Consider the following 22,779-nt stretch of genomic DNA (forward strand, 5'->3'; position numbering starts at 1 on the left):
TTCCCGCCTGCTGGCCATGTGCTGCTTCCACAGCCCTGCCCGCGGCATTTTGCAACTGTAAAACAGCTGCTTTACGGACTTACATAGGACTGCGGATTTACATAGCGCCCGCCGGAACGGATGCCAAAATGCAGATGCGAACCGGTGGAATAACCGGTAGATCCTACTTTCGCAATGGTCTGTCCCTGCTTCACAGTCTGGCCTTCCGATGCCAGAAGCTGGGAACAGTGCATGTATACGGTGTATACACCGCCGCCATGACTGATCATGATGTAATTTCCCGCGGAATAGCTGTAGGTAGATACTACAACCGTACCGGATGCCGCTGCCGTGATGGCTGCTCCGGTGGATGCCGGGATATCAATGCCCTGATGGTTGCTGGACGCCCCCTTGGTCGGTGAGGTTCTGCTTCCGAATCCGGAGGAAATCCGCCCGCTGGACGGACACGGCCACTTAAAGCTAATATTCCCAAGACTGGCAACATTATACGAAGCGGCTTTATCGGTCGCGGAAACTTTCTTTCCCGCTGTCTCCGCCTTTTTGCGTGCTTCCTCTTCTGCCTTGCGAGCCGCCTCGGCTTTCTTGCGCTCTTCCTCTTCCTTGCGCTTGATCTCCGCCTCGATCTGCTTGATCTTATTCTCCTGGGCTGCCAGGTCTGCGTTATACTGGTCTACCTGACTCTGGGCGGTATCGATCTGACCGGCATAGCTCTGCATTTCCTTATTTTTCTGGGCGCGCAGGGTCTTAACCGATTCCTGCTTTGCCTTTGTTTTCTCCTGCATGGTAAGAAGCGCTTCCCGGTCATCCTTTAATTTCTGTTCCTCATCCGCAATCGTCTGGCGGGTTGCCTCGTACTCATCCATCTTTTTGCGGTCATAATCGGAAATTTTGTTGATATATTCCGCCCGGTTCATGAGCTGGACCATATCTTCGGACTGAAACAGCATATCAATGTAGCTGGTATTTCCCTGCTCATACATGTATTTGATGCGCAGCTTCATATCCGCATACTGCTTGTTTTCTGTTTCTTTCGCCTGTTCCAGTGCCACACCGGTATCGGCGATTTCCTGTTCCTTGGTACCGATCTGGGAGGAAAGCTGATCCAGTTCCCCTTCCAGTTTCGTCAGGCTGCCGTCCAGCTCTTTAATATACGCTGCCGCGTCATTCTTTAAGCCTTCCAGGTTCTTGATGGTAGCCTGTACCTTTTTCTTTTCTTCCTCAATGGAGCTGACCTTCTTTTTGGCCGCCTCCACATCCTGCTTCGTCGCGTAGGCCGTCTGGAATGAGGACATGGCAAGCACCATGCCCATCACCGCAGCCAGCATACGCTTCTGCATTCTTTTCCATTTGTTTCTATGCATCATTACACCTTCATATACTTGCGGATGGTGAAAAAGCTTCCGAAAAATCCGATTCCCACACCAAGGATCAGGGCTGCGCCGATCATCAGCGGATAAATCTCTCCAACCGGAACAAAGTAAAACAGGTTAGACAGCACATGGAACCGCTCAGACAGATATACGATTCCTTTTGTATAGAGGAAATAGTTTCCTACTAACGGAATCAGCGCGCCGATCAGTCCGATCATCACGCCCTCCACAATGAACGGGGCACGGATCATGAAATTGGTGGCACCGATGAGGCGCATGATCTGGCACTCCTGTCTGCGGAATGCCGCAGCCACCGAGATGGTGTTGTTGATCAGGAACAGGGATACTGCCAGAAGCACACCAATGATCAGGGAAGATAACACACCGATCACCCGGTTGAATCCGGAAAATCCGGCCACCGCCGAGTTGGAATAATTGACCTGGCGCACGCCGTCCAAACTCTGCAGATAAGCAACCAGCTCATCCTGCTGGGTAATATCGTTTAAAAAGATTTCATAGGAAGCGGAACCTGCCAGAGGATTGTCCTCCGCAAAGCCCTCGGCCAGCTCCTCGTGGCCTGCAAAATACTCTTCCTTAAAAGAATTCCAGGCATCTTCCGCGGAAATGTAATACATCTCCCGGATTTCCGGGCGCTGATGAATGACTTCACCCAGCCCCTGAATATCCTGCTCTGTCATATCTTCATCAAACAACACCGTAATGCCCACGTTACTCTCCACATGCTTCACCATATACTGGATGTTGGCAATGATGGAAAAAAACAGGCAAAACAAAAAAATACATGCAGAAATCGTCGCCACAGAAGCAAGCGAAAACCAGATGTTTCTGCATATATTCTTCATGCCCTCTTTCATGCAATACCAGAATGTACTAATCTTCACGGTCCGATCCACCCTTTCTCTCGTCACTCACCAGACGTCCCTTATTCAGGGTGATGACACGTTTGCCCATCTGATCTACAATTTCCTGACTGTGGGTTACGACCACAACCGTAGTTCCAAGCGCGTTGATCCGCTCCAGAAGCTTCATAATTTCCGTTGCGTTCTCATGGTCCAGGTTTCCCGTCGGCTCATCGGCTAAAAGTACCTCCGGACGGTTGATGAGGGCGCGGGCAATGGCCACACGCTGCTGTTCTCCGCCGGAAAGCTGATGCGGAAAGGATTTGTACTTGGAGGAAAGTCCCACCAGCTTCAGCATGCGTGGAACCTCTTCGCGGATTTTTCTGGGGGAAGCACCTACCACCCGCTGGGCAAATGCTACATTTTCAAATACGGTCCGGTCCTTTAAAAGCCGGAAGTCCTGAAACACCACGCCAAGACGGCGGCGGTATTTCGGTATGTAACGGCGCGGCATCTTCTGAAGGTCCATATCGTTAACGATGATGCGTCCCGATGAAGGCTCTGCCTCTTTCAGCAGAAGGCGGATCAGGGTTGATTTTCCTGATCCGCTCCGTCCCATGATAAAGACAAACTCTCCGTCCTGGATGCGGATGTCAATGTCCTTCAGTGCTTTGGTTCCATTGTCATATGTTTTGCTTATATTACGAATTTCTATCATAATTAATAGTCCAGGTTCTCCATGTATTTCATGTACTTTACAACCATCAGCGCGATCTTGAAGGTGATGGCATCCTCAAAGACACGCAGATCCAGTCCGGTGCTCTTCTGAAGTTTATCCAGACGGTACACCAGGGTGTTTCTGTGGATGTAGAGCTGACGGGATGTCTCAGATACATTTAAGCTGTTCTCAAAGAATTTGTTGATGGTGGTTAAGGTCTCCTCGTCGAACTCGTCCGGGGATTTGCCGTCGAAGATCTCGCGGATGAACATGCGGCACAGCGGCAGCGGCAGCTGATAGATCAGGCGGCCGATTCCCAGGGTTCCGTATGCAACCACGTTTTTGCCGTTGTAGAAGATCTTGCCGACATCCAGAGCCATCTTTGCTTCCTTGTAGGAACGGGATACTTCCTTGATGTCGTTGACTACAGTACCGTAAGCCACGCGCACCTTGGTCATAGCCTCAGAGCTTAACATGTCGAGGATGACGCTGGCGGTCTTCTCCAGATCCGCGTAGTCCTCGTTCGGCTTCACTTCTTTTACAAGAATGATGTTCTTCTCGTCCACCGCAGTGATGAAATCTTTGGTCTTGGTAGCAAACAAGCTGCGGACGGTCTCAAGGGCGTTCACGTCTTTTTCCTGCTTGGTTTCAATCAGGAAGACCACTCTGCGCACGTTGGTCTCAATGTGCAGCTTCTTTGCGCGGTTGTAGATATCTACTAACAGCAGGTTGTCAAGAAGCAGGTTTTTGATGAAGTTGTCTTTGTCGAAACGCTCTTTGTAGGCTACCAGAAGATTCTGGATCTGGAACGCTGCCAGCTTGCCTACCATGTAGACATCATCACTGCTGCCCTTGGCCAGCAGAATGTACTCCAGCTGATGCTCATCGAACACCTTGAAGAACTGATATCCCTGGATTACCTGGCTGTCTGCCGGTGATTCCACGAAGGAAAGAATGGAATTTTCGTACTCTTCCGCCTCCGGGAATGTGGAAGCCAGCACCTTTCCCTCCGTATCACAGATACACAGATCAATTCTGGTGATCCCCTTCAGTCCATCAATGGTTGTCTGAAGAATCTGGTTTGAAATCATAATATTCACTCCTTAATCCTAATTTCGTAATACCGCCCCGTTTTGTAAAATCGCACAAACCTGAAAGGACCCATATCGTATATTTTAATGCACTTCGCAGAAAAAAGCAAGCAAGTATCCAATACTTGCCTGCCTTTTTTGAGGTTTTATTGTCTATATTCAATAAAACCTTCTCCCAAAACCTCCCTCGCATCGCTTACGATGACAAAAGCTTGTGCATCATGACCAACTACGAGCTCCTTTAATTGTGCAATTTCTTTTCTCGATACAACACAAAACAGGACATTCTTCCGGTTTCCGGAGTACATTCCCCTTGCATCCAAGGCTGTCACGCCGCGCTCCAGCTCTTTTAAGATGGCTGCGGCGATTTCTTCACTCTTATCCGAGATGATGTAGGCTACCTTGGAATATTTCATACCTTCAATGATTCCGTCCGACACCTTGGAAACCGCGTAAATGGCGATCAGCGCGTACAGCGCATAGGTAACGCCAAAGATTCCCGCGCCGATCAGAACAATGGCCGCGTCAAGAACCTGCAGAATCTGGGCCAGCGTATAGTGCGGCAGCCAGCGCCGGATGATGGCCGCCAGCATATCGGTTCCGCCGGTGGTCGCCTGACAGGCAAACACAATGCCTGCCCCGGCTCCGGTGATCAGTCCGCCAAACAGTGCCGTTAAAAACAGATCATCCATCAGAAACGGCATCTCCGGAATCACGTAAAGGGAAACAGACAGCGTGACCGTAGCCAGCAGTGTCCGCTTGATAAAGCTCCAGCCCTTCAGCTTTGCTGCCGCCGCGAACAGCGGAATGTTGATGGCCGTGTTCGTCAGCCACAGTGGCACGCCAAACTGCTTCTTTAAGATGATGGCCACACCGGAGGCCCCTCCCGTGACCAGCCCGATGGGATCATAAATGTTTTTGATCGCAAACCCCATAATTGACGCTCCGATCAGGATCAGAATATAATCCCGAACCGGAGACCTTCCCCTGACTCCCATAATACCTCCTTGTCACACCGGCAAAGCACAGACTGTTTTATTCGCCCATTTTGCTGCGCCAGGTATGCGTCTGTTCGGTCAGGAAATCTTTTTCGCAAGTACATTGAGAAGCTTGTCTCCTTCTTCCCTGTCTTCGTCCTCCGTAGTCCAGAGTTTTAAGATTTCCAGACGTCCGGTTTCAGTCAGAATGCGCTCCAGTTCTTCCCGTGTATACTCACAGAAATAGCGGCCGCTTCTCTGTCCCTCAAAGTCCCCTTCCTGGAAGGAAAGGAATAAGATTCCGTTCTGGCACAGCGCCTCGGTCAGTTTTTCCAGGATACCCGGCAGCTCGTCCTCCGGCACATGGATGAGGGCTTCATTGCCCCAGATGCCGTCAAACGCATCGTCAAACTCCATGTCCTCATAATCCATGCACAGCACTTCCAGGCCGGTGTGGATCTCCGCCAGCTTGCACATCTCTTCCGATGCATCTAACGGGGTCACATCAAAGCCCTGCTCGTAAAAAGCCAGGCTGTCGCGGCCGGAGCCGCACCCGAGATCTAAGATGGTGTCGCCGTCGATTTCCCGGAGTTCCTCTAAAAACTCCTCCCGCTGCGGCTCCATGTCCCGGTCTACTGTATCCTCAAAAATTCGCGACGCATACTTATTATAGTATTCTATCGTGTCCAAAACTATCCTCCTATATTCTCTCTATGGTTTTCTCCGTAATACGGACTTTATTTTCTTTCAGTAATTTGCCGACTGCACGCTTAAAAGCGTTTTTACTCAGCTTGAACTCCCGCATGATGGTCTCCGGTCTTGCCTTGTCGTTGAACGGCAGCACGCCGTCAAACTCATCAATGACCTTTAATACCAGCTCGGCATCCTCATCCATCTGCATGTAGGCTTTCTGACGCGGGCTTAAATCCAGCTTGCCGTCATCACGCACCTTTACCACCCGGGCCTCGATCACATCCCCCAGATGGAAATCTCCGTAGAGCTCCTTCTTTGGAATGAGTCCGTAATAGCGGTTGTCTACAGCCACAAATGCGCCGAGATTTTCATTAATCTCGTAGATGGTTCCCTGCACCTTGTCATCCTTCTTATAAGGAGACTCCGCGCTCATGTAGGAATACACGTTCATGGTGGCAGCCAGTCTCTGGCTCTTGTCTACATAAAGAGCGATCAGGCAGTTCTCACCCTGACGCACCTTATGATTCTGCTCTTTAAACGGAAGCAGCAGATCTTTTTCCAGTCCCATATCCAGGAATGCGCCGATCTTTGCTACATCCTTGACTGTCAGTACGGCAGTCTCCCCAACCTGCAGCTTCGGGCGGTTGGTGGTTGCAATGAGGCGGTCCTGGGAATCCTTGTATACAAATACCTCCAGGCTGTCGCCCACCTTTGTGCCTTCCGGCACCTGTTTTTTCGGCAGAAGTACAGAGTTCTTATCGTCTTTCTTCTCGCCAAGATACACTCCGAATTCTTTTTCTCTCTGAACTACAAGGGGCTGTATCTTTCCTAATTCAATCATCTGGTTCTCTCTTTCTGGTCGTTCCTTCACAACCGGCTGGTTATCTGTTTGCTGCTCACGCGTTGCGCCTACCCGTGTACAGCAACGCCTGTCCGCAGCCACACGACTGCGTAAGACTTTCCTTCTGTATCGCACAGTGCTACTGTATAGCACTCATCTTCCACGCTGACGCGGGGAATGATCTGGTCGCCGAGGACTGCCGCCTTCTTGTACTCCACCCGGAGTTCCCGGATGATAAGTCCTGCCGGCAATACCTCTCGCGCGATTTCCACGTACTGGGCATTGTTCACATGATGGTTGGTGTCGATGTGGTGTGCCGCCACCGCAATGGCCGGGTATTCCTCATACTCAGCCGGAAGCGGGATCCGTCTCGGCGCGTAATCCATGGGAAGCTTTTCCTCCTGTCCCACGCCGTATCCCCGGATGTCTTCCTCGCCCACGCGCACAGGTACTCCGTGCTCCGTATCAAAGAAAAACCAGTTGGAATTGGCCCGCACCAGGTAATGCCCCTCCGGGTCCTGGATTGTAAAATTACGGTATCCGTAAATACCCTTAAAATCATACGGCCAGGTGCTCACCACAATGCGCTCTCCCAGCTTCGGATAACGGTCCACAATAATCTGCCAGGAGGATAACAGCCATGCACGGTGCTTCTCTGTGAGATAATCAATTCCCATGTTTAAGTCCTCCGACTGAAACGTGGAGCAGTCCTGCATGTAATTGATCACTCCGGTCAGGGAAAGCTTCCGGTTCTCATCTACCTCGCTGTAACGCACTCTGCTGTCAAAAGAATACATGATTTGCCCTCCTTTATGGCACACTGGTTCCATCATAACCCTTTTTTAATAGAAATCGTTCCCTATTATCTCACATTCTTCTGGGATTCACAACTGTTTTTCCGTAAAAGAATGCAGGAAAATCGTTTTCTGTTTGCACAATGTATATACAACAAAAGGCTTCCGAAATTCGGAAGCCTTTTAAACAGCTGGGCTACAAGGATTCGAACCTTGAAATGACGGAGTCAGAGTCCGTTGCCTTACCATTTGGCGATAGCCCAATAATCAAATCGGATATGAAGTTTTTGAACTGGGCTACAAGGATTCGAACCTTGAAATGACGGAGTCAGAGTCCGTTGCCTTACCATTTGGCGATAGCCCATTGCTGCAACGAGGATTATTATATACGATAGTGTCGATTTGGTCAAGCACTTTTTTTAAAAAATTTATTTTTTTAATTTTCTGTCCCCTGCAGCTTTGATTCTTCCGCTTTACCACTGTCTTCGAAAGCATGATTCTGATCGTTTTCTTTCGTGCTGGTCTCCGTTTCGGATTCCGTATTCGGATTTTGTTTCTGGCTGTTCTTCGGATCGTGTTCTGTTTCTTCTTCCTCATCAGACGGTTCCGATGTCTTCAGTTCATCCGCAATCTCCGGTGTGTCAAAATATCCCTTCACCGTGGTGGCCGTGCTGTCGCCCTTTCTGGTAATGCCGCCCAGGACAAAGCTGTAGGTTTTTCCATCCTCCAGGCCACTCACTTCCACGATACAGCTGTCGCTCTCCGTCTCATCTACCATAGCCGAGTAAGAATTGCCATCTTCATCCCGCACAGAGACCGTCGGATTCTTCCAGCGGACATAATCTTCAAAATAAATGTAGATGGAACCGTCTTCATAATCCACGTAATCGATCTTCACGCGGCCCTGACGGATTTCCTCTTCGGTTTCCGGCTCAGTCTCTGGTTTTGCCAAAGTTTCTGGTTCGGAAGCACTTTCCACAGCAGTACTGCTTTCCTTCGTCTCTTCTGACATTTCCGTGCTGTCTGCTTCTGAGTCCGTGCTGTCATCCACATTCCCTTCTGTTTCCGGATCCGCTCCGGTACGATTTTCCTGTTCTGTTTCCGAATCCTGCGGATTCTCTGCCCGATCCGCAAACTCACCCAGATTCAGGGAATCCTTTGCAATCTCCCGGGCAATTTCTTTCATATTCATGGTAGAAAGGCGCTCCATATCCGCCTCGGTAAGATTCTCATTCTGGCTGATGAGCTCCTTTAAAAAATAGGCTTTGCCGTAGGAAATCCCGTAAGTATCCGCCAGTTTGCGGACTGCGTCCTCCTCAATGACCTGCTGGTCATAAACCACTGCCTTTACCTGGTTTTCCTGCAATGTCTGCTCAATATCCTCCACCACGCTGGTGCGCAGGGCCGTTGCCTTTTTGATGCTGTCATTGCTGACGGTAACCAGAATGGCATTGTCCAGATCATCCAGATAACCGTGGGTTACCATAGAACCAATCACGGCGTTGACCGCCACATTCAGTTCCACGCCCTTCAGATCCATATCTTCCATAATGGACTCCGCATCCGCATTCAGGGGCTCTGCCTTTAAAATGCGGTTTTTACGGCTGATGAAAAGCTCTACACTTGGGTTGACATCAATGCCGATCACGGAATCGATCTGGCGGTTCTGATACTGGTAATGCCAAGCGCCGCCCCCGGCTGTTACCAGACAGAGACAGGCCGCTGCCGCCACAGCCATGCCGCGCATGCGCCGCTGCAAACTTACGATTTTGTCCCGTCCGCTGTCCTGTTCCGGTTTCTGCTGCGGCACAGAAAGATCAAGCCGGTCAAAAATATCCGGAGCGAGCGCATCGACCGCGGACTTCAAATGCTGTTCGATTTCCTGGCTGCTCATTTCCCGTTTCTGATGTTCCGGTTTCATCTGCACTCACTCCCCCTCTCTTAAATAATTCTGCATCTTTTTCATGGCCCGGTTATACTTGGACAAAACCGTAGCCAGCGGAAGGCCCAGGCCTGCCGCAACCTCCCGGTGCTTTAACCCGGCAGACGCATGCAAAAGCACGATCTGCCGTTCATCTTCTTTTAATATTTCCAGCGCTGCCTTCAGCACCATGGCATCTGTCATATGTTCCAGTTCCGCACACGGCTCCCCTGTTTCCTCACCGGAAAGTTCATCCAGTCCCACGTCTGCCATGCGTTTCTGATCCCGAAACTTCATATAACACAGGTTCCTGGCAATGGTAAACATCCAGGCAAGAGGTTTTCCCTGCGGCTTGTAGCTTCCGGCAGAAGTCCAGATTTTCAGATAGGTCTCCTGCAAAACCTCTTCCGCATCCTGCGGATTTTTCAGGATAGACAGGATAAAGCTGTAGACACTCCTGTTTGTCTCCAGATAAAGCTGGTGAAAGGCTTCCCGGTCACCAAACGCTACCTGTCTTAAAAGTTCCTCTTGATTCAATCGACTGTTCCTTCCTTATAGTTTAATGCGTTCCCGGTAATTCTTATTGCAAAAAAATGACAGTTTTTTCAGTTTCTGACACTTCCAGTTCTTTCCTATTCCTGCTGGTAGCTGTTTTCCACTGTGATGTTGCAGGCGCAGCGGCTGTCCCTCTCCCGCACTTTTTCGCACACCTGGCGGGTCAGCTCCTCCCGCATCTGCTTCGTGTATTCCCGCGGCACCACCAGATCAAAGATCAGGTTAATGCGGGCCGGACTCTGTACAATGCGAAAATCATGCAGGGTCAGGCGGGAATCCAGATGCAGGATCACATCAATGGTCATCTCTTTTAAAATGGCCGCCAGCTCGTTGTCCGTCTCTACCGGGTCCATATGGATGACCAGAAAAATGCCGAGCTTTTTCAGCGCATCCCGCTCAATCTGATCTACCACCGCATGGGAAACTTCAATATCCACATTGCTCGGTACTTCCGCATGAATAGAGGCCATGCTGCGGCTTGGGCCGTAATTGTGCACGATCAGATCATGGCTTCCGATGATGCCGTCATAGCTCTCCACAAACCCGGAAATCCGGTGGTAAACCTCCGGCTCAATGGCCTGTCCCAGAAGCGGGGCCAGTGTATCTTTCGCGATGTTCACACCTGCGATCAGAACCAGCACAGAAACCACCAGACCGATGATTCCGTCTATATTGATATGGAAGAAACGGAACACCAGCAGGGATACGATCGTCGCTGAGGTTGCGCACACATCCCCCAGGGAATCCGCTGCTGTTGCCATCATCACTGTGGAGTTGATCTTCTTTCCCAGCTTCCGGTTGTAGGATGCCATCCACAGCTTGACCAGCACGGAACACACCAGAATCCCAACCGAAAGTACACTGAAGCTCAAAGTCTCCGGGTGCAGAATCTTTCCCACCGCCGTCTTTAACAGGGAAAAACCGACCTGGATGACCAGAAAGGCCACCACGAAGGCCGCGATATATTCCATGCGCCCGTGGCCAAAGGGGTGTTCCTCATCGGCCGGCTTTTCTGCCATGCGCACCCCGACAAATCCAATGATGGAGGACGCCGCGTCGGATAAGTTGTTGAAGGCATCTGCCATCACGGAGATACTGTTTACCAGCAGTCCCGCAAACAGCTTACCGCCAAACAGCAGCAGGTTGCAGCAGATTCCCGTAATGCTGGCCAGCATACCGTAAGCCGTCCGCACCTTCGCGTTCTCCACATTTTCATAATCTTTTACAAATCGTCTTACCAATAAATCCATCATCATGTTTATTGCGCCTTACCTTCCTCATATATCAATGCACCTGCTTCCGAAAAGCATTCTCACATCGCATACAGATTTCCCCCAAAATATATCTTATTATGAATAGAACACCTGCTGCAGGCAAAGTCCCTCTGCCGGTGCCGTGTATCCGGCCGCCTGGCGGTCCAGTGCCGCAAGAATTTGCGGCATACTGCCTGCATCCCTTTTTCCAAGGCCCACCTCGATCAAAGTCCCGGTCAGGATCCGCACCATATTCTGCAAAAATCCGGTTCCCTCAAACTCCAGCTTTACCAGGCTGCTGCCCGGTTCCTGTTTCACCATGATGCGGTAAATGGTCCGCACTGTGGATTTTTTCATTTTTTTATTGCCGCAGAAGCTCTTGTAGTCATGGGTTCCACAGAGCAGGTCCGCTGCCGTCTGCATCTTCTTTGCATCCAACGCCTGCCCCAGTCCGTAACAGGTTCTGCGGGAGAATACATCCCGCTTTGCCCCGGTCTCAATCCGGTAAGTGTAGATCTTTTTCACGGCACTTAAGCGGCTGTGAAAGCGCTCCGGCGCGGGAGTCAGTTCGGTTACGGCAATGTCATCCGGGAGATACTGGTTCAGATAAGCCTTGATCCATGCAGCGATCACTTCGTTTCTTCCATCTGCTGTACGAGCTGCTTCTGACTTTTCACGCTGTCTTTCATCCGCTACAGACTCATGTTCCACCGCTGTATCCGGCTTCCAGCTATCCGGCAGATGGAAATTCGCCACCTGTCCTGCTGCATGCACGCCCGCGTCCGTACGGCCTGAGCCATGCACCTCCACCGGAAAACCAGTCATGCGCTCCAGCACCTTTTCCAGCTTGCCCTGGATCGTATTCTCCGTATTGCCCTGCTTCTGCCAGCCGTCATACCGTGTGCCTTCATATTGTATGATCATTTTATAATTCTGACTCATGGTTTCTCTGCCTCTCTGCAAAATTACATCCTGCTGTTCACCCGCTGTGTGAACTATAATAATTGCTCCATGACAGTACCCTCGCTGCGGCCGTTTACACCCAGCCTGCAGCCGATTCTTCCCCGTGCTGTCATGAAGCAATTCTCTTTGCGTTCCGTTTTCTCCAGTTGTGACTGTTCCTGTAACTGTTCCTTTTTATTTCAGGATTCCACAGGCATCAATTGCCGCAATGCCCTGCTTTAACTCCGGCTCATCCTGCACCAGAGCCATGCGCACATAGCCTTCACCAGACGGTCCAAAGGCACTGCCCGGTGTTACCAGGACGCCGCTGCGCTTTACGAGTTCCACCGCAAACACCTCAGAGCTTGTGAAAGATTCCGGGATCGGAGCCCACACAAACATGGTTGCTTCCGGCTTCGGGAATTTCCAGCCAATGGCACTTAAGCCGTCACAGAGTACATCGCGGCGCTTCTCATAAGCGGCGCGGGTGGTCTCCACACAGGACTGGTCCCCGGTAATGGCGGCGATGGCTGCCTTCTGCAGCGGCAGGAACATACCGTAGTCCATATTGGATTTTAACAGCTTTAAGTGCTTCACAACCTCCGGATTACCAACGCAGAAGCCAATTCTCGCGCCTGCCAGACCATAGGTCTTGGAAAGGGAGTTAAACTCCACGCCGACCTCTTTCGCGCCCGGGAAGCGAAGGAAGCTTCCGCAGTGTCTTCCGTCAAATACCAGTTCGCTGTAAGCGTTATCATGGAGAACAATGATGTCGTATTTCTTTGCGAAAGCAATCAGTTCTTCATAGAAAGAATCCGGTGCCATAACCGCGGTTGGGTTATTCGGGTAGGAAACCACCATAAACTTCGCACGCTGTGCCACCTCCTCCGGAATATCAGAAAGGCGGATCACATAGCCGTTCTCTTTCTTCTGCGGCATATAGTAAAGCTCTGCGCCTGCCAGACGCGGGCCATCCGCAAAGACCGGATAACACGGATCCGGCACCAGAACCAGCTCCCCCTCATCCACAATGGACATGGCAATGTGTGCCAGGCCCTCCTGGGAACCAAGCAGGGAACAGATTTCTGTATCCGGGTCCAGGTTCACACCGTAGCGGCGCTCATACCACTGGGAAACGGCCTGTAACAGATCCTTCTGGTCATTGATGGCGTAAATGTAATTATTTTTATCGGCTGCTTCCTTGCAGAGTACATCCAGAATGTGCTCTGCCGGCGGAATGTTTGGCGCACCAATGCTTAAATCCACCACACTCTCTCCTGCTTCCAGCTTCTGACGCTTGATCTCTGCAAGTCTGGAGAAAACACCTTCTCCAAACCGGTTCATTCTCTCTGCGAATTTCATAATTGTTCTCCTCCGTAACTCTGGCACACATTCGTTAGAGTTTGCGCGTTGCGCAAACTCCAAATTGCCCTGTACCCATATCCATATTTTGTAACTGTTCAGTACCCTCACAGTTACCATATTTTTCTAAAAAGATTAGGCTTATTCTACCACAGTTTTTTGGAAAAGTCTCGACTAACTTTACAATTCCGTGTATATCCTCTATAGTAAAAAGGAATGTTCCGGTCCGCATTCTTATGCGATCACCCAAAACATTCCCAACAAAAATTTTTCATGAAAAGGAGATCCCGTTCATGCTTACCATCGGATGTCATCTTTCCTCATCCCGCGGCTATCTTGCCATGGGAAAGGATGCTGTAAAAATAAATGCCAACACATTTCAGTTCTTCACCCGCAATCCCCGGGGTGGAAAAGCAAAGGACATTGACCCGGAGGATGTGTCCGCTTTTCTGGCCTTTGCCAAAGAACACGGAATTAACCGCATTCTCGCCCATGCTCCCTACACCTTAAATGCCTGCTCCGCAGATGAGAAAATCCGCGACTTCGCCCGCCGCACCATGGCCGATGACCTGCTGCGCATGGAATACACACCGGGAAACTGCTATAACTTCCACCCAGGCAGCCACGTAAAACAGGGTGTGGAGACTGGCATTTCCTACATTGCGGAAATGTTAAACACTATCTTAAAGCCAGAACAGACCACCACCGTACTTCTGGAAACCATGGCCGGAAAAGGAAGCGAGGTCGGCGGTCGTTTTGAAGAACTGCGCGAGATCATCGACCGCGTGGAGTTAAACAGCCACCTGGGTGTCTGCCTGGACACCTGCCATGTCTGGGACGGCGGCTACGACATCGCAAATCATCTGGATGAAGTGCTCACCGAATTTGACCGCGTGATCGGTCTGGGCCGCCTCCACGCCATCCACTTAAACGACAGCTTAAATCCCCTTGGCGCCCACAAAGACCGCCATGCCAAGATTGGGGAAGGCTGCATTGGAAAAGAAGCCCTCATCCGCGTCGTGCAACACCCGGCACTGAAGGATCTGCCGTTCTACCTGGAAACCCCGAATGAGCTGGACGGGTACGCGAAGGAGATTGCGCTGATGCGGGAGCACGCAAAATAAATCTGCAATAAAATTTTAAGTAACAATCATTAGAGTCCGAAGTTCCTGGCTTTATCAGTGTCGTTCTGATTGCGATTTATTTTTTGCAGAGCCAATACATGCCTGCAGCCACTACTCTTTTCCTAGCGGAGCCAATACAGCAGGAAATGAATGAGACCGACTTCCGGTATTTTCAGCATATCAGGTTGTTTGCATCTCGATCACACGTGTCCGAATGTGGCGGATGCTAATCCGACACAGGCGAACACGTGTTGTGAGAGCAAGCAAACAACGATATGTGAAAATAAAGGAAGTCGGTCTCTTTCATTTCCGGACCTTATTCAGTTTCGTCCCCATATTTTTAGATTGCAATCTTCCTGTAACTCCTCCAGAAGTACACCACTTCTGCCGCCCCTGTAATGATCCAGGAGAAGAAGTAGAGCAGGTACAGCGAGGTAAGTGTGTGAAAATGGGCGAAGATTGTGAATACCCAGATCACGCGGAACACGCAGGATCCTAAAATGACAATGACCGTCGGCGGAATACTCTTTCCGATTCCGCGGGAAGCCGCGATGGAGGCATCCATAAACGCGGAAATCGCATAGGAAAACGACATGATATAAAGCCGTTCCTTTCCTGCCTCGATAACAGCAGGTTCGGTTGCGAACAGGGATAAAAACTGCTGTCCAAACAGAAGGAACAGGCCGCCTAACAGCGCTCCGATTGCAAACGCGTACGTCAGACAGATGAAATAACTTTTCAGCACCCGGTCTTTCTTTCCGGCACCCAGATTGCGGCTCATGAAGCTTGCGCAGGCTGTATAGAATGCGAACATGGAATTGTAGACCAGCGGATCGGTATTGGCGGCCGCCGCGTTTCCGGAAACCGTGACTGCGTCAAAGGAGTTGACTCCGGCCTGCACAAACAGGTTGGCAATCGCGAATATTGCCTGCTGCAGTCCCCCCGGAATTCCCAGCATTAACACCGCCTGTCCGGCGGTTCTGTGAAAACGTACCTTGCGAAGCTGCAGACGGCACACATCTCTCCGTCTCCACAGATGATGCAGGACCAGGAGCGCTGATGTGTACTGCGCCATGACACTGGCAATGGCCACACCTTCTGCCGCCATATGAAACCCGATGACAAAGATCAGGTTCATGATCACATTCAGGACTCCCGCTATAAACAGATACACCAGCGGACGTTTGGTGTCGCCTCTGGCGCTCATAACGCCATTGCCGAAATTGTAAAGTCCCAGCGCCGGCATACCCAGGGAATAAATCCGCAGATAATTGACTGCGCCATTCATCAGCTCATCCTTCGTGTGCAGAAGCGCCAGGAATGCCCTGGAGCTGGTCAGTCCGACCCCGCAGATGATGAGTCCGGTCACAAGACAGATCAGGAAAGAAGAATGGATGGTATCCTCCGTCTCTTTCTGGTTTCCGGCTCCCAGTCCATGAGCCACGCGGACATTCACGCCCGCACCCATGCCAATGAGAAATCCGGTAAACAGCGTCACCAGAAGACTTGTGGAACCCACCGATCCCAGCGCGCGGTAGTCCGCGAAACGGCCTACTACAGCCACATCGCTTAAATTGAACATGACCTCCAGCAGCTGGGAAAAAATCAGCGGGCAGCTGAACAGAAATATATTCTTCCATAAGGATCCTTCTGTCATGCTGACCGCAGATGTCTGATTCTTCTTTGAATCCGTTTTATGATATTCTCTGAAATCCTGATTACTGCTCATACAGTTTTAAACTCTCCAGGATCACATCTACACACTTTTCTACCCCAAGTTTTCCGCTGTTCAAACTTAAGTGGTAGTTTCTCGGGTTGCCCCACTCATTTCCGCTGTAATACTGGTAATAGTCACGGCGCTTCTGGTCAATCTGGCGCATGCGGCTTTCCATCTTTCTGGCGGTTTCCTGCGGCTCTAAGGCCAGCATACGTTCTACGCGCTTCTTCATGCCCGCGCAGATGAACACATGAAACCCATCCTCTACCAGAATGTCGGAACAGCGTCCGATGATGACGCACGGACCTTCCTGGGCCAGCTTTTTGATGATCTGGGACTGGGCCATAAACACCTGATCCGATACCGGAACTTCATATAATGGAGAAAACGGATTCACGGACACATAATCATGGTCGATCCGTTCCTTGTTTCCGATCACCTCATCATGGTTGTGAAATACATCTTCGGAAATGTTCGTATCCTCCGCTGCCATAGAAATGATTTCCTTATCGTAAAACGGGATACCAAGCTTTTCTGCCAGGCGGAATCCCACTTCACGGCCACCGCTTCCAAACTCACGGCTTATCGTAATGACTCTGCTCATAATTGTTTCCTCCTCTCCGGTATCTCTTTTTGTCTGCAGCTGTTTCCAGCCCGCGAAAACAAAAATTTTGAAAATGCCGTGTTTCCATCTTAGCATGTTTATCCCCAGAAAGCTACCGTTTCCGGCAAAAATATGCACAATTTTCCATTTCTTTTTCCAGCCTCATACAGCAAACACCACAAATCCGTACCCACGCAGGAAAGCAAAAGTAAAAACTGTTCAGATGTCTTTCGGCAGAAACTCAAAGGCCAGCCGTTCCTCTCCATTGGCCAGATAAATGATGCCACATCTGGTAAATCCGTTCTTTTCCAGCACATGCTGCATGGGAAGATTATTCCGGTGGGTATCGATCCGCAAATCCCTCCGGCTGTGCTCCGCGCACCAGCGGATGCAGAAAGAACCGGCGCCCTTTACGCGCCCCGGCGCTGCCACCCGGTGCATGACATCATAATCCCCGGATCCCATCCAGCTTCCTTCATAAATCTCTGCATAGTCCGGATCCGGTCCCTCTGAAAAATAGAACACTCCGGCCAATCTGCCATCTTCCTCGCAGACATAGCTTTTTTCTTCCCGGATATCAGTCTCCACCTGCTCCACTGGCGGATAAGATGTCCCCCACTGAGTCCCGTTTCCAGTCTCCTGCATGAAGGCCCTTGCTTCCTCGTAAAGCTTTAGGATTTCCGGCAGATCTGCCATCCGTGATTTTCTGATTTCCATATCGTCGAGCCTCCCTGTTCCATGATTCTGACACATGCTTTTTCATGCCTGACCTGGCATTCTTCCAGATCAGGCACTTTTTTGTCTAACGGATGAAATTCGTTCTGGCCCGCTCTTCCCGTCCGGTCGGCGGAGTAATGCCTGCTGCCTTTCCGGCCTCAATACATTTGATCATCCATGCCATATTTCGGCCCAGAGTACGCATGGTCTGCAGGCCCTCCAGATCCTGAAGCACCTCTTCCGGCTTATTGCCATGCACCATATTCCAATACTGGGAACCAACCGTCATCATGTTGCTGATGCCAAAGTACTTGTTCAGCACATCAAAAGAAGCCGTGGTTCCGCCACGTCTGGCGGAAAGTACGGCAGCGCCTGGCTTATAGGCAAATGCACTGCCTGCAGAATAAAACAGGCGGTCCAGGAAAGAAAGCACGCGTCCGCTCGGATGCGCATAGTAAACCGGGCTTCCGAAAATGAATCCATCTGCCTCCTTCGCCTTCACTGCTACAAGATTGACCGGATCCTCATCGAAAACGCAGCGCCCCAGCTTACCACAGGCTCCGCAGCCAATGCAGTCACGAATCGGTTCTTTTCCAAGCTGGATGATCTCGGTCTCCACGCCCTCCTCGTTTAATGCCTTTGCCGCCTCACTTAACGCTGTGAAGGTACAGCCATGCTCATTGCAGCTTCCATTGATTAATAATACTTTTGCCATATAAATATCCCCTTTCTGTTCGTTTTCGTGTTTTCTGCCCGCAGTCTATGTTACCTGCACTCTAATCCCCTGCGTTCGACAGCCGCAATCTGTCATCCGTAAATTTTCTCTCAGACTGATACTTCTACACCCCTGCAGCCCGCACCAGATGCTTCGCCAGCACCGCCGTAGTCACGGCTCCGACGCCGCCCGGAACCGGAGTTGCCGCCTGGGCTTTCTCCTGAACGGTATCGTAATCCACATCTCCGCAGAGTTTTCCGTTTTCATCCACATTGATGCCAACATCGATCACCACAGCGTCCTGACCCACATAGTCACCGTTCAGCATTTTTGCCCGGCCAGCCGCTGCCACCAGGATTTCCGCGTTGCGGCAGGTTCCTGCCAAATCTTTGGTTTTTGTATGACAGATGGTGACCGTTGCGTTTTCCTTCACCATTAACATGGAAAGCGGTTTTCCGACTACCATGCTGCGTCCTACAATGGTCACGCGCTTTCCGGTCATCGGAATTTCTGCTGCTTTCAGTACCTCAATCACGGCTTCTGCGGTACACGGAGCAAATCCACTGTCATCTCCCGCAAAAACCTTTGCAATATTGACCGGGGAAATGCCGTCCAGATCCTTGGCCGGATCGATCATACCCTCAATGTCCTTCTCGCAGATCTGCTTTGGCAGCGGACGTAGCATCAGGATTCCGGTTACATCTGGATCCTCATTGATCTTTGTGAACTCTGCCTTGAAATCCGCATCGGTGATATCCGCCGGATACACATAGGACTGCACACGCAGACCAAAATTCTCCATCTTTTTGGTAGCTCCGCACTCATAGGACATATCGTCCGGATTCTCACCCACACGGATGATGGCCAGCTTTGGAGCCGCACCATTGTATTTTTCAAGTGCTGCCTGCACTTCTTCTTTGATCTTTGCAGAAACCTCTGCGCCTTTTAATACTCTCATGGACTTCCTCCTTTTTATCAGACAAGCTGCTCCAGCACCTTCGCGTAAATTTCATCTGCCTTCTTTGTTCCGTTTTCTATCAGCACTCCGGCCTTTGCGTTCAGTTCTTCTGCCTTTTCCCGGTTCTTCATGGACCTGGTGTTGATATACACATTCATGACCGCGCCAGTCAATGCGGTACGGGCAAACTGCACAGCAACGCCTACATCCGATACAGCCATGCGGCTTCCCTTCTCACCAAGAACTTCCAGAAGTTCCAGAGTTTCTGCTGCCTTTTCCATCATGTGAAGCGGAACCAGGCTTGCTGCCAGAAGATTTTCTTCCATGATGCGCGCCTTTTCCTGCTTTTCTTCCTCTGTAGATGCAGGAAGACTATAAGCTGCCGCCAGAGGCGCAAAGACTTTCGCGTCCTGATCTGCCAGATTAAGAAACTCCTCCTGCATTGCCTGCAGTTTCACAAGCAGTTCCTGCATCCTATCCTCTACATCCGCATATTTTTTCTTTCCAACGGTTAAATTTGCAACCATCTGTCCCAGAGCCGCTGCCAGGGCACCTCCAATGGCCGATGCTCCGCCGCCGCCCGGAACCGGATCCTTGGAAGCCAGCGTATTCAGCCAGAGGCCCATCAATTCTTTTTCTATCATCAGAGAGCCCTCCCTTTGTATTCATTTTCATCACTCGTCCCCGTGACTTCGTCACGTGGATTTCCTCGCCGTTCGCCTTAAGCCTGCAAGCACGCTTCCGGCTCTCTTGCGCTCGTCACATTATACCATACCAAAACAAAGAACGCCAGTCCTGGGGGATGGACTGGCGTTCCTGATTGATTTCCTGTATTTTTTTACTTAGCCGCGCAGCTGCTCCATCGGATCTTTTCCGAGAATTCCCGGCTCGGTCATGGTATACGGATCCAGGACGGTGTTTAGCTGTTCCTGATCCATAAGTCCCTTTTCCAGAATCAGATCCCGCACCTGACGTCCGGTGCGGAGCGCTTCTTTCGCGATGTTGGCCGCGGTCTCATAACCAACATACGGGCAGATGGCGGTGATGACACCGATGCTGTTCTCCACCTGCTTGCGGCAGTGCTCTTTGTTCGCGGTGATTCCGGTGATACAGTTATCTACCAGAGTTTTTACCGCGTAGGTCAGCGTCTCAATGGACTCGAACAGGTTATAAAAAATGATCGGCTCAAACGCGTTCAGTTCCAGCTGTCCGGCCTCAGCCGCCATGGTAATGGTCACATCATTTCCGATGATGTTAAACGCAACCTGGTTTACCACCTCCGGGATGACCGGATTGACCTTACCAGGCATAATGGAAGAACCATTCTGTCTTGCCGGGAGATTAATCTCACCAAAACCGGTTCTCGGTCCGGAAGACATCAGGCGCAGGTCATTGGACATCTTGGACAGGTTCACAGCACAATTTTTCACAATGCCGGATACCGCCGCATAGCTGTCCAGGTTCTGGGTAGCGTCGATCATGTCGTAGGACTGCACCAGTTCCTCACCGGTCAGCGTGGACATATTTTTTACGACCCGGTGGAAATACTGCACATCTGCATTTAATCCAGTACCAATGGCAGTTCCGCCCAGATTCAGGCAGCGGATTTCTTCCTTTGCATTATCAAAGCGGCGGATATCCCGGCGGATGGCCGATGCATACGCGTGAAATTCCTGGCCAAGACGGATCGGCACCGCATCTTGTAGCTGGGTGCGTCCCATTTTGATGACGGAATCAAATTCTTTTGCTTTTGCCATCAGCGCCTCTTCCAGGCGTTTTAACTGCTCCTGGGCATTGCCGAGAAGCTTGAGTGCCGCCATCTTGCCGCAGGACGGAAATACATCGTTGGTGGACTGGCCAAAGTTAACGTGGTCATTTGGATTGACCAGCTTGTAATCGCCTTTCTTTCCACCCAGAATCTCAATGGCCCGGTTGGCAATGACCTCGTTGGCGTTCATATTTAAGGAAGTTCCCGCACCGCCCTGGATTGGGTCTACGATAAACTGGTCATGCAGCTTTCCGGCTATGATCTCGTCGCAGGCCTGGGTGATGGCAGATGCTCTTCTTTTATCCAGTTCTCCCACCTCAAAGTTGGTGATGGCTGCCGCCTTCTTGATCTGCGCCACACTGTTGATCAGCTCTGGGTGCATTTTCAGTCCGGTAATATTAAAGTTCTCATAAGCGCGAAGGGTCTGCACACCGTAATAGGCATCCTCCGGCACCTCTTTTTCTCCAATGGAATCGTGTTCCAGACGATACTTCTTTCCATCTTCCTTCATCTTCGTTGTCCTCCCCTGTATCTGTGAATATGTCCCTGCCACTAATGCCTCTCCCTCGTCAGCCTGACACATCGGTCGGCTGTCTCAGCAGCCGCATTGCCGCAGAGGAACATCGTTTCTTCTTGACTTTAGTATAATTTGGCACTACACTATTTTCAAATACTTATAAAATCATACATTTTATAGATTGTTGTCTATATCAGGAGGATGCTATGTTTCAGGGAATGCGCTATGTTTACGAGGTTTACAAAGAAATGAGCTTTTCCAAAGCCGCCCGCAATCTGTTTATCAGCCAGCCGTCCTTAAGCGCCGCGGTAAAAAAAGAAGAAGCCCAGATTGGCTTCCCCATCTTTGACCGCAGCTCCAATCCCATTCAGCTGACGGATCTTGGAAAAGATTACATCCGCTCCATTGAGATCATTATGGATGTAGAGAACGGATTTCAGAATTACATCAACGATATGCGGGAGTTAAAAAGCGGCTCCCTCTCCATTGGCGGCACGAACCTCTTTACCTCTTATGTCCTGCCGCCGCTGATTTCCCGCTTTAACGAACAGTATCCCCAGGTGCATCTGAATCTGATGGAGGCCACCACCGCGGAACTGACTGAACGGCTGTTTTCCGGTTCCCTGGATCTTCTGATCGATAACCGAAGTATGGACAGTTCCGTCTATAACAAGCGCTCCTTCTGTGAAGAGCACCTGCTGCTCACGGTTCCAGCCCGCTTTGCGGTGAATGAAACCATGAAAAACTACGCACTGACGGCCACCGACATCCGTGAAGAACGGCACCTAAACTCCCGCATTCCCCCGGTCTCCCTGGAACACTTCCAGAATGAAAGCTTTCTGCTGTTAAAAGGCGGAAACGATACCCGGGAACGTGCTGACCGGATCTTCCACAATGCCCATTTTCTTCCAAAGGTGCGACTGGAGCTGGACCAGCAGATCACCGCTTACAACCTGTCCCGCCAGGGCATGGGCATCTCCTTCAGTTCCGACACCCTGATCCGCCATGTGCCGGATGAGGAGCACCTGGTGTACTATAAGCTGAACCATCAGGACGCGTTCCGGGAAGTGAATTTTTATTACAAGCGCAGCCGGTATATGCCGAAAGTAGTCAGCACCTTCCTGGATATGATCTGAGCAATTGGTACAGCGCATAAACTGTAATCTGAAATCCAGCCAGCAAAATACTGCTGTCCATCTATACCTCTTATAGATATTTGTCTATAAGAATTCTTGTTATATAGTTATCAATCTCTGTTTTTTACTTTACTACCGCATACCGG

22 protein-coding genes and 2 tRNA genes are annotated in these 22,779 nt (G+C 50.6%); 2 read left to right on the plus strand and 22 right to left on the minus strand.

Annotation, left to right across the window (positions count from 1 at the left end; all coding sequences use genetic code 11):
- Positions 1-71: 71 nt before the first annotated feature.
- The 15 genes from WMO41_RS00465 to WMO41_RS00535 form a co-directional block, all read right to left on the minus strand.
- On the minus strand, positions 72-1,337 hold the full coding sequence (locus WMO41_RS00465) for a murein hydrolase activator EnvC family protein (RefSeq protein ID WP_349228118.1): 1,266 nt from the start codon (positions 1,335-1,337) through the stop codon (positions 72-74).
- A 26-nt stretch (positions 1,338-1,363) separates the two neighbouring features.
- A complete protein-coding gene (gene ftsX / locus WMO41_RS00470; RefSeq protein ID WP_349228119.1) occupies positions 1,364-2,272 on the minus strand; it encodes a permease-like cell division protein FtsX in 909 nt (302 codons plus the stop codon).
- Positions 2,262-2,948: a cell division ATP-binding protein FtsE gene (ftsE, locus tag WMO41_RS00475; RefSeq protein ID WP_349228120.1), complete on the minus strand. Its 687-nt coding sequence runs from the start codon at positions 2,946-2,948 to the stop codon at positions 2,262-2,264. Before ftsE ends, ftsX begins: the two co-directional genes overlap by 11 nt.
- Before the next feature lie 2 nt (positions 2,949-2,950).
- A complete protein-coding gene (locus tag WMO41_RS00480) occupies positions 2,951-4,039 on the minus strand; it encodes a helix-turn-helix domain-containing protein (RefSeq protein ID WP_177292762.1) in 1,089 nt (362 codons plus the stop codon).
- Between the two features lie 146 nt (positions 4,040-4,185).
- Positions 4,186-5,037 (minus strand): YitT family protein, encoded by an 852-nt coding sequence (locus WMO41_RS00485; protein WP_349228121.1) that lies wholly within the window; start codon positions 5,035-5,037, stop codon positions 4,186-4,188.
- A 78-nt stretch (positions 5,038-5,115) separates the two neighbouring features.
- On the minus strand, positions 5,116-5,706 hold the full coding sequence (locus tag WMO41_RS00490; protein WP_177292760.1) for a methyltransferase domain-containing protein: 591 nt from the start codon (positions 5,704-5,706) through the stop codon (positions 5,116-5,118).
- 10 nt (positions 5,707-5,716) lie between these two features.
- Positions 5,717-6,550 carry a S1-like domain-containing RNA-binding protein gene (locus WMO41_RS00495; RefSeq protein WP_177292759.1) on the minus strand — a complete coding sequence of 278 codons (834 nt, stop codon included), beginning with the start codon at positions 6,548-6,550 and terminating at the stop codon, positions 5,717-5,719.
- Positions 6,551-6,618: 68 nt separating this feature from the next.
- Positions 6,619-7,347, minus strand: a complete 729-nt coding sequence (locus WMO41_RS00500; protein ID WP_349228122.1) for an acyl-[acyl-carrier-protein] thioesterase — start codon at positions 7,345-7,347, stop codon at positions 6,619-6,621.
- 188 nt (positions 7,348-7,535) lie between these two features.
- A tRNA-Gln gene (locus tag WMO41_RS00505) sits at positions 7,536-7,607 on the minus strand.
- Between the two features lie 29 nt (positions 7,608-7,636).
- Positions 7,637-7,708 (minus strand) — tRNA-Gln (locus tag WMO41_RS00510).
- 72 nt (positions 7,709-7,780) lie between these two features.
- Positions 7,781-9,265, minus strand: a complete 1,485-nt coding sequence (locus WMO41_RS00515; protein WP_349228123.1) for an anti-sigma-I factor RsgI family protein — start codon at positions 9,263-9,265, stop codon at positions 7,781-7,783.
- Positions 9,266-9,271: 6 nt separating this feature from the next.
- Positions 9,272-9,802 carry a sigma-70 family RNA polymerase sigma factor gene (locus WMO41_RS00520; RefSeq protein WP_177291422.1) on the minus strand — a complete coding sequence of 177 codons (531 nt, stop codon included), beginning with the start codon at positions 9,800-9,802 and terminating at the stop codon, positions 9,272-9,274.
- 95 nt (positions 9,803-9,897) lie between these two features.
- Positions 9,898-11,073 carry a cation diffusion facilitator family transporter gene (locus WMO41_RS00525; protein WP_494338404.1) on the minus strand — a complete coding sequence of 392 codons (1,176 nt, stop codon included), beginning with the start codon at positions 11,071-11,073 and terminating at the stop codon, positions 9,898-9,900.
- A gap of 96 nt (positions 11,074-11,169) precedes the next feature.
- Positions 11,170-12,015, minus strand: coding sequence for a tRNA pseudouridine(38-40) synthase TruA (gene truA / locus WMO41_RS00530; protein WP_349228125.1), 846 nt, complete (start codon positions 12,013-12,015; stop codon positions 11,170-11,172).
- 195 nt (positions 12,016-12,210) lie between these two features.
- A complete protein-coding gene (locus WMO41_RS00535; RefSeq protein ID WP_177291331.1) occupies positions 12,211-13,377 on the minus strand; it encodes an aminotransferase class I/II-fold pyridoxal phosphate-dependent enzyme in 1,167 nt (388 codons plus the stop codon).
- A gap of 293 nt (positions 13,378-13,670) precedes the next feature.
- Between WMO41_RS00535 and WMO41_RS00540 the strand changes: the two genes are divergently transcribed.
- Positions 13,671-14,501 carry a deoxyribonuclease IV gene (locus WMO41_RS00540; protein ID WP_349228126.1) on the plus strand — a complete coding sequence of 277 codons (831 nt, stop codon included), beginning with the start codon at positions 13,671-13,673 and terminating at the stop codon, positions 14,499-14,501.
- 340 nt (positions 14,502-14,841) lie between these two features.
- Here WMO41_RS00540 and WMO41_RS00545 read toward each other — a convergent pair whose 3' ends face one another.
- The 7 genes from WMO41_RS00545 to WMO41_RS00575 all read right to left on the minus strand — a co-directional run bounded on the left by WMO41_RS00545 (position 14,842) and on the right by WMO41_RS00575 (position 21,491).
- Positions 14,842-16,230: an MATE family efflux transporter gene (locus tag WMO41_RS00545; protein WP_349228127.1), complete on the minus strand. Its 1,389-nt coding sequence runs from the start codon at positions 16,228-16,230 to the stop codon at positions 14,842-14,844.
- Entirely contained in the window at positions 16,220-16,822 is a 603-nt protein-coding gene (locus WMO41_RS00550; RefSeq protein WP_177291335.1) for a cytidylate kinase family protein, read from the minus strand. The genes WMO41_RS00545 and WMO41_RS00550 overlap by 11 nt, the downstream gene beginning before the upstream one ends.
- 219 nt (positions 16,823-17,041) lie before the next feature.
- A complete protein-coding gene (locus WMO41_RS00555; RefSeq protein ID WP_349228128.1) occupies positions 17,042-17,539 on the minus strand; it encodes a GNAT family N-acetyltransferase in 498 nt (165 codons plus the stop codon).
- Between the two features lie 85 nt (positions 17,540-17,624).
- Positions 17,625-18,254 (minus strand): flavodoxin family protein, encoded by a 630-nt coding sequence (locus WMO41_RS00560; protein ID WP_349228129.1) that lies wholly within the window; start codon positions 18,252-18,254, stop codon positions 17,625-17,627.
- Positions 18,255-18,378: 124 nt separating this feature from the next.
- Positions 18,379-19,212, minus strand: coding sequence for a bifunctional 5,10-methylenetetrahydrofolate dehydrogenase/5,10-methenyltetrahydrofolate cyclohydrolase (locus WMO41_RS00565; protein WP_349228131.1), 834 nt, complete (start codon positions 19,210-19,212; stop codon positions 18,379-18,381).
- Positions 19,213-19,229: 17 nt separating this feature from the next.
- Positions 19,230-19,856, minus strand: a complete 627-nt coding sequence (locus WMO41_RS00570) for a cyclodeaminase/cyclohydrolase family protein (RefSeq protein WP_349228133.1) — start codon at positions 19,854-19,856, stop codon at positions 19,230-19,232.
- A 198-nt stretch (positions 19,857-20,054) separates the two neighbouring features.
- A complete protein-coding gene (locus tag WMO41_RS00575) occupies positions 20,055-21,491 on the minus strand; it encodes an aspartate ammonia-lyase (protein WP_177291340.1) in 1,437 nt (478 codons plus the stop codon).
- Between the two features lie 212 nt (positions 21,492-21,703).
- Here WMO41_RS00575 and WMO41_RS00580 point away from each other — a divergent pair, with 212 nt between their 5' ends.
- Entirely contained in the window at positions 21,704-22,633 is a 930-nt protein-coding gene (locus WMO41_RS00580) for a LysR family transcriptional regulator (RefSeq protein ID WP_349228134.1), read from the plus strand.
- Positions 22,634-22,779: the final 146 nt, after the last annotated feature.

It is taken from the genome of Ventrimonas faecis (assembly GCF_040096075.1).
Classification (GTDB): Bacteria; Bacillota; Clostridia; order Lachnospirales; family Lachnospiraceae; genus Brotaphodocola; species Brotaphodocola faecis.